The organism is Xenorhabdus griffiniae, from assembly GCF_015163655.1.
GTDB classification, from domain to species: Bacteria; Pseudomonadota; Gammaproteobacteria; order Enterobacterales; family Enterobacteriaceae; genus Xenorhabdus; species Xenorhabdus griffiniae.
On sequence record NZ_JADEUF010000026.1, the window covers coordinates 26,225 to 39,744 of the forward strand.

Below are 13,520 nucleotides of genomic sequence, written 5' to 3' on the forward strand. Positions count from 1 at the left end.
TTATTTATCTCCTGTCACACAACTCAAGTTACATTCTTTAATGAGACTTAAGCCATTGTTAGTGACCTTTACGCATAGACGTAATTCTTCAGAAGGAGTGCGCCAAAATTCGTAAAAAGAGGGCTTTTCAGGTACAGGAACGGGAAATGAAATGCGCCATTTCTTGCCGTTCAAGTTTTTATACTCAGCGATGAGGCCGATGTAGTTAGCTTCCGGTTGGTTTTTTTCCAACAGGCAATGCGTAGATTGGGAAGGGAGTATAAACAATGGATCTTTATTAACCAGTTTATCGCCTAACGTATTCTGCGCTTTATTTTGCAGGGAAAAAAAATCGGCAGACATAAACTTTTCATTCGATTTTAGTAAAAAGACATCGATTTTCACGGGAGCGGAATCATTTACATTAGATTCTGTATTGAAAATGAGTTTATAGGGCGGCAAATTTGCTTTTGATGAACAACCCGTTATGACTATCAATGCTGTAGTTATCGATATGATAAGTCCTCTTTCTGCCATCTTTTTACTGAGTGAAAGAGACATTGTCATCATGTTTGTTAAAGCATATTGAGGCATAATGCACTGTTAATAAATAAAAAAGTCAAGCAGCCGTGATAAGAACTTTAGTTTGGCTGGGTACAAGGCGTGAACCCATGGCATTGGTCGAATTTTGCATAGTCGAACTGGAAAGTCGGGTTGCCGGAGAGCCTTTGATCAAGACGGAATTGGCCCCCATAACATGGCGGGCGCTACCCATCACGGTGCCGGAAGCTACACCACCATTAACGCCGGAGTTATCTCCTGTCGTCATGGGTATGGTTGTTGTCAAATTATGGGCTGGACAACCCATAAATAAGATATTGGTGGCATTGCTTATACCGGTAGTGCCTTGTGCCATATTGGGATAAGGCACAGGTACAGGTGTAAACATTGGCGTCAGGCAGACATCAGGAACGGCTATATCCATTCCACCACTTTGTGTGTTAGCAAACATAGTTTTATCCTTAGCCGATATGAATTTGTTCAGCGTCGATTTTGGTTATGGCTTTTGCCGAGACAATAGCCTGCTGAGCATGTAAGCGGGCATAATTTTCAGCCTGCATATCTAATTGACCTGCACGAACCTGCTCTGTTTGGGTGGTATGACGAAATAGACGATGACTCAGTTGTGTAACTGTTTTCCAAAGAGATTCGAACTGATTACCAACCAGACGAGTGATTGAGATCCATGCCGACAGGGATTCCCCGCTATATTGCATTTCATTGATATGACAGTTGCCATTATTGGCGGTGATAGCGAATCCGTTGCTGTGCATGCTTAGGTTCCCTTGCGCGGTGATGGTAAGATCACCTGGGACGCTGATTTCAGCAATGTGCTGTTGTTCCGCCCGTTCCAATATGGCTAATATCCAGAGTTGGTTGTTGGTTTTCGTCATTAACACCATATCCCCCATGCTGGGTATCAATAAACAACTGGCGGCTTGTCGGCAATGCCAGCCACGGTTGTTATGGCTTTCCACCATAAAACTGCCATCTGGAAGAACGTTAACAATCTGGCCGGTAATCTGCTGTAATGGCTCAGTATTAAGAGTGAATGAAGAAAGTGCATAAGCGGATTTCGTCATTTTGATTCTCCTGATGAAAGCTTGTTATGTCGTATATTCCACTCTTCAGCGGCAAATAGTTCAGGATCATTTTCCAGAATACCTTGACGGTCAGAAAATAGAGTTCCAATTTGTTGAGCACGATGAAAAAGTGTTCTCATAAATTGAGCAGTGCGAAAATCACTATTGTTGACGTTTGCATAGGAAAAATCGGTGTAACGCATATTACAGCCTGTAAATTGTGCGTTCATTGCCTGTACTTTGTGCATAACCGCCAATGCCAGGTTACTATGCCGAAAATCGGCAAATTCAAGGGATGCTTGAATAAAAAGGGCTTGTTCAAATAGGCTATTTTGGCAACGGGCTTGGGTTAAATCAGCTTCAGTAAATAATGCCTGGGTTGCATTGACATTTGATAGTAAGGCGTCTTTTAAAATGGCACCTTTGAAATTGCAATTAGTCAGTATGGCGTGATTAAAATTGACGGATTCAAGCTGACTATCCATAAATTGGCACATTTTAAAGATTTGTTTATGGAAATTTTGCTTACGCAGATCGCATTCGAAAAAAACGGTTTTATTAAATTCACTGGCAGAAAAATGGCTTGTTCGTAAATCCTGCCGAAAATAAGTGACCAAAAAAAAGTGACCGTGGCTAAACCTTGTTTGATCCATTGATGATGCAAAAAATATGATTCGTTCGAAGTCACTGTGGCTGAAATCAGCATGTTGCAGTGAACAAGATGCAAACTGGTTATTTTTCTGTTTTGTCGTTGTAAATTGGGTTTTTTCTAAAACAGATTTATGGAATACATTGCCGGTTAATGTGCTGTTATTAAAGACCGCGAGCTTCAGATTACACTGTTCAAACGTGCTTTGCTCAAGTACAGCCGAGTCAAAAATAGCGCCTTGTGCCTGACACTCGGTAAAATTCGTTTCTTTTATTAAAGTTCGAGAAAAATCAGCACCTGAAAAATCGACTTCTTTAAAAATGCCGCCAGATAAGTCACGTCCAGTCAGGGAAATATTCTGCAAACTGATTTTTTCAATAACCTCACCTTGCTTGATTTTGTCTACTAATTCATCGGCTGTCAGTGAACTCATATCACATCCTTATCCCGTTTGGGCAAGGTCTTGGTGCGCTTAATATAAGCATCTGTAATTGAGGTTGAATCGCTGATAATTGATTGGGACATATCAGTGCGGAATAGGTTGGCACCCTGTAAGTCGGCATTATTGAAGTTGCATTTCTGCATAAATGCGCTCATCAGGTTAGCGTTATTCAGTAAGGCACCCCGGAAATCTGTCCTAATAAACAGGCATTTTTCGGCATTAAGGTACTGCATATCAACTGACTGGCAGTTGGATTCACTGAGATCGGTATTACTCAAGGTTGTGGCATAGAATTTCGCCCCGACTAACGGCAATTGGCGCAAATTACATTCTGTCAATGTTGCATGGCTGAAATCGGCTTGATTAAGCTCACTGTCCATGGCAAATGCGCAGGTCAACAATTTGGCTGACTGAAACCGGATACCGTTTGCTTTAGTTTCCACCCATGAACAACTTTCCAGTTTTGCGTAATCAAAAATTGCTTGTGTTAGCGTGCACTTAATAAACGAAACTTTATTCAGGTTTGTGTGATTGAAGCTAAGAGCAGGAAGTTCAAGCCCTATAAATGTACAGTTTTTCCACTGTGAATATTGGAATTGGCAATGCGTAATAAATATTTTTTGCAGAAATAGCCCTGTAAACAGGGTATGGTCAAAGTGACAATGGTCAAATCGCGTTTCTTGCAGCTGGGTTTTAGTGAAACTTGCAGAAGAAAAGTCACTCTGTTCACATTTAGCCAGCGACAGGCTGGCATGATCTAATTTGGCGCCACGTAATGAGGCGTTGCAAATTTCAGTCCTCGCCAGCATAGCTTCGTTGAAATTTGCTTCGTCCAACTGACAATGGTTTAAACATGCGCTTTCCAATAAAGTGCGAGTGAAATTAGCTCCCCGTAGATCCATGCCTGACAAATCCGCGCCAGTAAAATCCATGCCAGTGAAATTTCCCCCTTGCAGCATGATTTTTTGTACTCTTTTACGAATGATCTGTGACAGGCTACCTGTTAAGCGCAGGGCAGGGCTTTGTGCCTGTACTGAAGACAGATACATTGAGTGTAGTGTTTGCTCGATTTGTGCCAGCTCTTTATCATTGAAGTCTAATGGGTGCTTTTGTAACATATCCCGCATCTGATGCAGATTTTCTGGCCCCTTGGGTTCTGACTTTGCCGTTATTTTTTCAATATCAATGCCGTGTTCTTTGGCTAAAGCCATTGCTTTTTCTTTCTGTAATTCAGCCTCAGCCTTTTTTTCGGTGGTATATTGTTCGATTTTTTCCATGAACTCTGGTAACTCAGCCAGTTTTGGAGCAGGAGGGGGAGGTTCTGTATCAACAGGCAGTATCGTATTGATATCGTAGCCATATTCAGACAAGCGTTCTTGTTGCTGTTCACGCAGGCGTTTTTCACGATTTTGCAAGTTTTGTCGCAATGGTGAACTATTTTCTGGTTGTTCTGTATCTAGCCACGGGCCAATCATCTCTTCGGCGATAAGATCTTTTTCCCGAAAAGCGTATAGGGCGCCTTTTTCTTTATCCAATCGTTGTTCAAGGACATGCAGGTAATGTTCCGGCGGACGAGGATTATCGCTTAATTCTAATGCCGATATCATTTGCAAGACATCCCTGGCATCATCTTCATTAATTTGTGCGCTGCCATGCCAAACCAGAACCATTTTTTCCAGGTGAGGAAAGAACCATACCGTTGTGTTGCGCATGACGACTTCTTCAAAAATCTCCTCATCAAGACGCAACCGTTTGATAAAACAACGTGCGTTCCATGCAGGCAGAATGCCTTCCTGAACAGGTTGTTCTGGATGCATATTCCAAATGCGCCACGCCGCTTTCTCTGGCAGTGTGGTGTTTTCTTCCCACCATTGATCTTCGGGGGCAGCATTAAATATCCGCCAGTCAATGTCATTGGCAAAACCGGGGAATTCATTTTCCAGCCAGGCTTTGTCGTATTTTTTTCCAATACGGGTAAAACGACGCGGCCATACAAAATCTAAAGGGCAAAAGCTGGCCGGAATGGGAATTTCCTGTTGTGATGCCAATTGCCGTTGTGATGTTAAGCGATGGTGCAGGGCTTCAATATTGGGCAGACGATGAATTTTCAGCTTATTATCCCGTTCTTCTGGGGTGAAACCAATTCCGTATGGGTTTTCTTCACAGCCCTCCCCCCCAAACGCTCGACTCCAGTCTAATCGCATTTGTGTAAAGGGTTGGGGTTTTGAAGGAGAATCATCAATCCAATAGCGATCACCAAACGCAACTAATGTCTTGTCCAACTGCCCAATCTGAATACGTGCAGCACAGGTGGTTTTATCAGCTTGGTGGTGGGTATAGGCATATCCTGTCGCCAAAAATTCAGCACACGACTTCGGCATAGCGAGATCGATAACACCATTACAGGTTTGCAACTCATTTTCTGCAAGTTGCCAAAGTTCTATTTCCGGGCGTAAGCGTGGGCTCGCTCCCATATCTGCCAGTGCCATAATGGAAATTCCGAGGTAGTTGTTTTGTAACCAACGATAAGGCCGATAAAGTACACTCAGGCGCAACGGTTTGATGATTTTCATAACAACCCTGGAGGTATTGGCAATTATTCATGGGGATAGTTATTAGAAGATAGTCATTAGTTGAGGATATGTAAGCTGCTATTTGAAATATTGGCGCTTGAATTCTCAATTGAAACCTCTGACTCCTCCAATGTTATCTCCGCTGTTTGTATACCAACTTCTGTTTGTTTTTTGGATATCCCTGTCTTACTGATGCTACAGCCAGTAAATGATATGTCTAGACCTTTTACATTCAGCGACTCTGCACCGGCACTGTATGACTGCTCGGTAGCATTGAATGTTATTACGGCCGCACTCATTGAGAAATGTGTTGTGGTTATAGAAGCATATTTCGTTGTAATAATAGATTGCGGACAATCTATTATTACATTGGTATCGCTTTTTATCGTAATGAGGTTGGGGCTTGAGATTGCCGTCACTCCTGTAATGTTCTGCACCCAATTCCCCTCAATTTTTGCGTTTAAATTCCCATTAAGTGTGTAAGTATCACCACCATTAATCTCGGTTTTTCGTCCATTTTTGATGGTTTCTTGCTGACCATTGTTGATCGTTAATGTATCTTTGCCTTGAATGGTTGTTTCATGGTTTGCCTTATAGGTAAAGTTAGCATTTCCAGTCACAGTATCTTTTTGCTGTTTTTTTATTTCAGTCGTACGGTTTCCATCAATAGTGACATTTTTATCTTTTTCTACCGAGATATTCATGTTCCTTTCTGCATGTAGATCAAATAATTCCTTATCCGGTTCATCATCTAAAAAGAGATAATTTGCCTGATCATGCTTACCTCCCTTGGTATTCGACATAATACCAACACGAGTTTCATGTTTAGGTAGTTCCCATGGAGGCATATTCTCATTGTTATAAGTGCTGCCAATCACTAAAGGTTTATCAGGATCACCATTGACGAAACTGATAACCACTTCTTCGCCCACACGAGGGACACATATATTGCCATAACGCCAGCCAGCCCAATGGCTCGCAACACGTACCCAGCAAGAGCGGGTATCATCTTTTTTGCGATCCTTATCCCAACGGAATTTCACTTTTATACGGCCGTATTTGTCAGTCCATATTTGTTTATCTTTGGGGCCGGTAACAACAGCAGTTTCAAGACCGGTCACTTTTGGCCACGGTGTCACTGCCAGCGGTTTCCAATGAGTGTTGGCAGGAATTGCTTCAAATTGAATCGTGTTTTTGTTTTTATCTGCGTCTGAATTAAACAGGTCGCCAGTGAGTGTATTAAAGATATCATCAACAACGATATCAAAAACATCGTCAGAAGAACTGGCTATGTAAGGTTTTTCATAAAGAAAGTAGTGTGCGCCTATAATTAAATAGTCACCATGATCATCGCCTTTGATGTCATTGGGGAGTGATAGTGTGAAAGTACTTCCCGGAGCGATTCCCAGCACATTGCCTTTGCTATTAACCAGTTCACTTTTTGCTTCGGCAGCTTGCTGGCGAACTCGGGCATAAAATTGCCCTTGTTCATTTTCTACATAGCGTCCGGGCCAAATGAATATTTCTGTGTTATCAATAGAGCTGATTGGGGTCTGAGTAGCGGTATATAACTCAGCCCGTGGTTTACGGAAATCGTAGTCATCAAGGCTGTATGTATTTGGTATAGTGATACTGTAAACATTCCAATTGTAGATATATTCTTTGATGTGTGCTCTTGGTGAATCACCCTTGTTGATATAGTAAATATTTTCATATCCAGGCATTGGCTCATGTGATTGAGGCGCATCAACCAGGATCATAGTATGGTTTCCCATTTCATGTTTGAAATAATAGTAAATTCCTTCATGTTCCATCAGGCGATGGATAAAATCAAAATCAGTTTCATTATGCTTGACGCAATATTCCCATGTGCGATATTTTTCAATAAGCTGATTTTCAAATAGAATGTTAGCCTTATTAAGAACTTCGGCGATAATATCGGGTACAGTATTATCTTGCCATATACTATAACCAAGATTTTGTTTTAATTCCCATAACTTAGGTTTGACAGTGGCCGTATATAAATAAAGCCTGTCATCATACTTATAGAATGGGGCATAGGATATCTTTTCTATATAACCACTTAGATATCTTGTTTGTGCTGTTTTATTCTTTATTTCTACCGTTAATATCGTCTTATGCAGCGCTATTGGGTCTGATAACCTCTTTTCGCTCAATAATTCAATCTCAAACTGATAGGCTTCAGATAGTCTTTCTATCCCTCTAAGGGATTTGAAATATAACGTATTATCAGATAATGAGGTATGTGCGATAAACTGTCTTTCCATAAGGATATCCTTGCTTTACTTAAAGCTACCGCATATTCCTTGCAGGGCTAAGGAACATACAGAAATGGGAATGTAGGGCGATAGTTTCTCTGATCTATGAGTTAAGCATAATGTTTAGTATTTGCAATCTACAGGTGCTATCTCGTTTATGAAATATATAGTTTTGTTTTTAGTTTAATTTGGTTGTTAGGTGTTTTTTTATATGTGTTTATTAAGTAAAGGGTTTTAATAAACACAAGGTCGTTTTTCGTTATAATTAACGTTAATCTTACAATTAAGAGAAAACTTCACCAATACCGCTCAGAAGCCGCAGTAGAGATAGTATGTGAAATGATTCAGCCGCAGAAGCCAGATAATGACAGATAGCGGAGAATACAATGACAGGAATGCATCCGTGTTTATACCAATCTAACTTCAGGTTGCCGCTGGCAAATCAATGTGATTTTTTATATCTCCCCGCTACGCGGGAAGATATAAGACGCATCTTGAAAGGAGATTGGTATATAGAAAATTAGTCCATAAAAAATTTTTAATTATACTTTGCAGATATTAAATGAATTATATACAAGTTTAATTAATTAAATTCTGGTTTATTTATTTTTTAATTTATAATCAAAGGTTATAAAAACAAAAATATAAAATATTAATTTATTTAATTATATGATTCACATAATAACTAAACCAATCTAACTTCAAGATGCGTGTGATTTCTCCCCGCAAAGCGGGGGAGAAATCAGGCTTCATACAGTGTTGTAAATTGCAACTTGAAGTTTAATGCGTATAACTTCAAGATGCGTGTGATTTCTCCCCGCAAAGCGGGGAAGAAATCAGGCTTCATACAGTGTTGTAAATTGCAACTTGAAGTTTAATGCGTATAACTTCAAGATGAGTGTGATTTCTTCCCGCGAAGCGGGGAGAAATCAGGTTTCATATTGTGTTGTAAATTGCAACTTGAAGTTTAATGCGTATATACTTTCAAAAGTGCTTGCATTTATATAATAAATTCACTCATGAAAGCCCTCTGAGTAGTCATCTTAAAAATGTCTTCTTTCAGGAGAAATTCATCTCTGAAAGTTGCGGTTCTAAAAGTCATTTCTCTGTCAAATAATGTGTTTGATTAATAGACAAGGCGGGATTTCGCTTTGCCTTTGATTTAATCAAAGATAAGTTGGCTGCGGAATCCCCTGATCAAGTGGCTCTTCAACGTTTAGCTGCCTGACGGCCCTTTTTACTGGTATTCTGTTCAGCCTTGAAATGAATAGAAATTATTAATATTCAACAAGATTAGCTTGATTTATTTGGCTTAATCGCTTTACATCTTTTATGTTCGTTCCATAAAAATCAATCTTAGAAAATACCATGAATTTACTGAAATCACTGGCAGCGGTCAGCTCAATGACGATGTTCTCCCGCGTTTTGGGCTTTATTCGTGATGCCATCATTGCTCGTATATTTGGTGCTGGCGTGGCGACAGATGCCTTTTTCGTTGCCTTTAAACTGCCTAACTTACTGCGTCGTATTTTTGCTGAGGGCGCTTTTTCACAAGCGTTTGTGCCCATACTGGCTGAGTATAAAAATCAGCAGGGGGATGAAGCGACACGCACTTTTATTGCCTATATATCAGGAATGTTGACGCTGATTTTGGCAATAGTCACCGTGATAGGGGTGATAGCCGCACCTTGGATCATCTATGTGACGGCGCCGGGTTTTACAGATACACCGGATAAATTCACTTTAACCCGTGATTTACTCAGAATTACCTTCCCTTATATTTTCTTGATATCGTTGGCTTCGTTAGCAGGAGCGATTCTCAATACATGGAATCGCTTTTCTGTGCCCGCTTTTGCACCAACATTGCTTAATATCAGCATGATCATTTTCTCGCTGTTTGTGGCACCTTACTGTAATCCACCCGTGATGGCATTAGGTTGGGCCGTGATTGCTGGTGGTATTTTGCAATTGGCTTATCAGCTTCCGCACCTGAAAAAAATAGGTATGCTGGTATTGCCACGAATTTCCTTTCGTGACAGCGGCGTATGGCGGGTTATTCGCCAGATGGGGCCGGCTATTTTGGGGGTTTCTGTCAGTCAAATTTCATTGATCATCAACACCATTTTTGCTTCATTTCTGGTTTCTGGCTCGGTTTCGTGGATGTATTATGCCGATCGTTTAATGGAATTACCTTCGGGTGTGCTGGGAGTGGCATTAGGTACGATCCTTCTGCCTTCACTGGCAAAGAGTTTTTCCAACGGGGATCACCAGGAATATAGAAAGTTAATGGATTGGGGATTGCGCCTTTGCTTTTTGTTGGCGTTACCTTGCGCGGTGGCGTTGGGTATTCTGGCAGAACCCTTAACCGTGTCACTCTTTCAATACGGCAATTTTTCTGCCTTTGATGCAGAAATGACACAACGGGCGTTGATTGCGTACTGCTTTGGCTTGATGGGATTGATTGTGGTTAAAGTCCTTGCTCCTGGTTTTTACTCCCGTCAGGATATTAAAACCCCAGTCAAGATTGCGATTGCAACCCTGATTTTGACTCAGTTAATGAACCTTGCTTTTATTGGCCCATTAAAACATGCGGGATTGGCGCTTTCTATCGGTTTGGCTGCCTGTTTCAATGCCAGTATGCTTTATTGGCAATTGCGCAAGCGTGAGATTTTTAAACCGCTGGCAGGATGGGGGATCTTCCTATTGAAGTTGGCGGTGGCAATTGCGGTCATGGTTGGGGTATTACTGACCATATTGTGGTTTATGCCTGCCTGGGATCAGGGCAATATGGCATTGCGCCTGCTACGATTGATAGGGGTTGTGATTGCGGGGGCAGGGAGTTATTTTGCTGCCTTGGCTTTGATGGGGTTCCGATTGAAGGATTTTGCCCAACGAGGATTGATGTAACTATACCCATCTCACTTCAAGATGCATATTGTTTCTCCCCGCTCCGCGGGGAGAAATGCACCAACGTTTGCATAATTTTTTTTGGCGGGCTGTTTCTCCCCTCGAAGTGGGGAGAAATCACACGCAGTTCTTAAAATTAGATTGGTATAGGTTATTAAAAACAGTTATCACGTGATAACTGTTTTTAATAACGCAAAAATAAAATAAATAACTAGTATCATAATAGGCGTAGATCTGAATTATTTTATGGATAAGAGTCACTAAAAAAGTGAGTTAATATCAAAACTTATAAGGTGTTTGTATATGTTATCGTATATTGGCAAAGGCACTGTTTTATTCTTTTTCCTTTACACATTATTGGTCCCTTATACGATAACAAACTCCTTTGCCGATAATTATCTGGCGTCTGAAAAAAAAGAGCGCGTTAAAAAAAACAATCATCCTCCACCCAGTGCGATTACTAAAAATATCCAAATGGCAGGCAATATCCTGTCATCTTCCCCTTCAGAACTGGCAGAACAAGCTAAATCCTACGCGATAGGGCAATTTAACAGTGCAGTCGCTTCCGGTGCACAAAAATGGTTATCACAGTTTGGTACTGTCAGAATTAATTTTGGGCTGGATAGAAAGGGAACGCTAAAAAACAATTCATTCGATCTGTTACTGCCACTTTATGATAATCAAGCAGATTGGTTGTTCTTTTCCCAACTAGGTTATCGTAATAAAGACAGCCGGAATACCATGAATCTGGGGTTAGGTGGTCGTTATTTTTATCAGGACTGGATGTATGGTCTGAATATCTTTTATGACTATGACCTGACGGGTAAAAATCAGCGTCTTGGGTTGGGCGGAGAAATAGGGGGAGATTATATTAAATTGTCCGCTAACACCTATACTCGCTTGAGTAACTGGAAAAACTCACGGAATTTTGCCGGTTATTATGAACGCCCAGCCAATGGTTATGATATTAATGGGGAGTTTTTCTTACCTGTTTATCCTCATTTGGGCGCCAAACTGTCTTATCAGCAGTATTTTGGCGATGACGTGACTTTATTCAATCGTGACACAAAACAGAAAAACCCTGTACTGGCGACATTGGGACTGTCTTACACTCCGGTTCCACTGTTTACCTTGGGGGTGGATTATAAACAAGGAGGAAGTGGGCACAGCGAAACGCAGTTTTTGGCGAATTTTAACTATAAACTGGGTGTTCCCCTAAGTATGCAGTTATCGCCAGAAAATGTGGCGGCGGCAAGGGCATTAGCGGGTAGCCGTTATGATTTGGTAGAAAGAAACAATCATATTGTGCTTGAGCACCAGAAAAAACCGCTCCCTCAACTGTCATTACCGGAAACAATTGTTGGATACAGCCAGGAGCAGCACGAGGTTACCGTCAAATTATCCTCAGATGCCTTTGTTAAGCAGATTCATTGGACGACGAATAAAGATTTTGAAAAAAACGGTGGAAAACTGTCTTCCCGCGTCGGTCACACCATAAAAATCACCCTGCCAAAATATTTATCCGGTGGTAACCAAAATAACAATTACCCCATCTATGCTCTGGCTGAATTGGAAGATGATCAAAAACTAGCGCCTGTTGCCATGCACGTGATTGTCAAGCCTTTCATGCTGAAGAAACGGGAAGGGAGCAGCAACTTTACTCCAGCGGGACCATTGCCGGCGACGGGGAATAAAAAGGACGGATATACGTTTGACCCTGTGATTACCTTTGATACGGTCAATAGTGCCTCGATAAAAAATGCCACCATCAGCCACGTGCAGTGGATAACCGATCCTAAAGCTGGCCCGGATACGGGGTTGCAATGGATTGGCTGGGAATCCTCAGATTCTGTGGAACTCGATGAAAATGGGCATTTCAAACATAAACCGATTTTAATGAGTACCCGGCGACATAAAGATGTCAAAGTATATCTGCAATTGGATAGCCAACCGCCACAATTAGTCGGCGAGGTTAGTTTTGATGAAAATCCAGCTAGTTTCCACATCGAGGAAGTTAAAGTTTCACCTTCAGTACCGTCACAGGTAGCCAATGGTACCCAGGCTTACACCTACAGTGCTGTGGTATTAGATAGTGATAACAATCCGGTGAGAAACCAAGAAATTGCTAATGTGGAATGGAGCATTACACGAAATGGTCAGGATGAAAGTCATAATAAGGATCTTATTTTTAATCATAGCGGGGCGACGACGAACGGGGAAGGGCAATTAATGGCAACATTAGCCAGTATAGTGGAAATAAAAGATGTCACGGTTTCACTCGCCATTAAAGGCCAGACTCCTGTTCCTGCACAACGTCCGGTGACCTTTACTGCGACTGCGGATAAGTCGAAATATCATATTCAAGAGGTGAGTGTGGCGCAGCCAGGAACAGGTTCGTTGGTGGCGAACGGCAAAGATACGTATACCTATACGGCGGTCATTGTTGATGCTCAGAATCATCCGGCGCGGAACCAAAAAATTACCGGTGTGAAGTGGCGGGCTATGACTAAGGATGGCCAGGATTTGAGTGCCAATCCGAATTTCAAGCTGACGCATGATGGCGATACAACAGGTAATCAAGGGGAATTAGTTGCCTACCTGAAAAGCATTGAGGCAATACAAGATGTGGTGGTTTCACTGTCCATTGAAGGCCAACAGCCTGTTCCTGCACAACCTCCGGTGACTTTTACTGAGGATACGTCGAAATATCGTATTAAAGGGGTGGGTGTTGGGCAGCCAGGAACAGGTTCGTTGGTGGCGAACGGCCGGGATACGTATACCTATACGGCTGTCATCGTTGATAGGCAGGGAAATAATGTAAATAATCAAAAAATTACCGACGTGAAGTGGAGTGTTAAGACAAAGGATGGTCATGATTTGAGTGCCAATCCGAACCTCAAATTGACGAATGACGGGGATACAACGGGTAATCAAGGTGAATTAGTTGCCTACCTGAAAAGCATTGAGGCAATACAAGATGTGGTGGTTTCACTGTCCATTGAAGGCCAACAGCCTGTTCCTGCACAACCTCCGGTGACTTTTACTGAG

General features: G+C 41.7%; 8 protein-coding genes. 2 read left to right on the forward strand and 6 right to left on the reverse strand.

What is annotated here, in order from left to right; all coding sequences use genetic code 11:
• From tssJ to IQ211_RS06440, 6 genes are read right to left on the reverse strand one after another with little or no spacing between them, the layout of a single operon-like run.
• Positions 1-573 carry a type VI secretion system lipoprotein TssJ gene (tssJ, locus tag IQ211_RS06415; RefSeq protein ID WP_223281715.1) on the reverse strand — a complete coding sequence of 191 codons (573 nt, stop codon included), beginning with the start codon at positions 571-573 and terminating at the stop codon, positions 1-3.
• Between the two features lie 25 nt (positions 574-598).
• The gene (locus IQ211_RS06420) at positions 599-991 is read right to left on the reverse strand and encodes a DUF4150 domain-containing protein (RefSeq protein WP_189759820.1); all 393 of its coding nucleotides are present in this window, start codon (positions 989-991) and stop codon (positions 599-601) included.
• A 10-nt stretch (positions 992-1,001) separates the two neighbouring features.
• Entirely contained in the window at positions 1,002-1,622 is a 621-nt protein-coding gene (locus tag IQ211_RS06425; protein ID WP_189759819.1) for a DUF3540 domain-containing protein, read from the reverse strand.
• The gene (locus tag IQ211_RS06430; RefSeq protein WP_189759818.1) at positions 1,619-2,704 is read right to left on the reverse strand and encodes a pentapeptide repeat-containing protein; all 1,086 of its coding nucleotides are present in this window, start codon (positions 2,702-2,704) and stop codon (positions 1,619-1,621) included. Before IQ211_RS06430 ends, IQ211_RS06425 begins: the two co-directional genes overlap by 4 nt.
• Entirely contained in the window at positions 2,701-5,286 is a 2,586-nt protein-coding gene (locus tag IQ211_RS06435; protein WP_189759817.1) for a DUF2169 family type VI secretion system accessory protein, read from the reverse strand. Before IQ211_RS06435 ends, IQ211_RS06430 begins: the two co-directional genes overlap by 4 nt.
• 56 nt (positions 5,287-5,342) lie before the next feature.
• Positions 5,343-7,574, reverse strand: a complete 2,232-nt coding sequence (locus IQ211_RS06440; protein ID WP_189759816.1) for a type VI secretion system Vgr family protein — start codon at positions 7,572-7,574, stop codon at positions 5,343-5,345.
• A 1,359-nt stretch (positions 7,575-8,933) separates the two neighbouring features.
• On the opposite strand from IQ211_RS06440, the gene murJ reads away from it, so the two are divergent.
• Positions 8,934-10,472: a murein biosynthesis integral membrane protein MurJ gene (murJ, locus tag IQ211_RS06445; RefSeq protein WP_189759490.1), complete on the forward strand. Its 1,539-nt coding sequence runs from the start codon at positions 8,934-8,936 to the stop codon at positions 10,470-10,472.
• 303 nt (positions 10,473-10,775) lie between these two features.
• Positions 10,776-13,520, forward strand: a 2,745-nt coding sequence (locus tag IQ211_RS06450) for an inverse autotransporter beta domain-containing protein (protein ID WP_193836335.1), incomplete at its 3' end; no start/stop codon positions are given.

Bases quoted from the DNA above. Each gene is read 5' to 3' on its own strand.
- IQ211_RS06425 (WP_189759819.1), bottom strand. From the start codon at position 1,622: ATGACGAAATCCGCTTATGCACTTTCTTCATTCACTCTTAATACTGAG.
- tssJ (WP_223281715.1), bottom strand. From the start codon at position 573: ATGCCTCAATATGCTTTAACAAACATGATGACAATGTCTCTTTCACTC.
- IQ211_RS06420 (WP_189759820.1), bottom strand. From the start codon at position 991: ATGTTTGCTAACACACAAAGTGGTGGAATGGATATAGCCGTTCCTGAT.
- IQ211_RS06430 (WP_189759818.1), bottom strand. From the start codon at position 2,704: ATGAGTTCACTGACAGCCGATGAATTAGTAGACAAAATCAAGCAAGGT.
- IQ211_RS06435 (WP_189759817.1), bottom strand. From the start codon at position 5,286: ATGAAAATCATCAAACCGTTGCGCCTGAGTGTACTTTATCGGCCTTAT.
- murJ (WP_189759490.1), top strand. From the start codon at position 8,934: ATGAATTTACTGAAATCACTGGCAGCGGTCAGCTCAATGACGATGTTC.
- IQ211_RS06440 (WP_189759816.1), bottom strand. From the start codon at position 7,574: ATGGAAAGACAGTTTATCGCACATACCTCATTATCTGATAATACGTTA.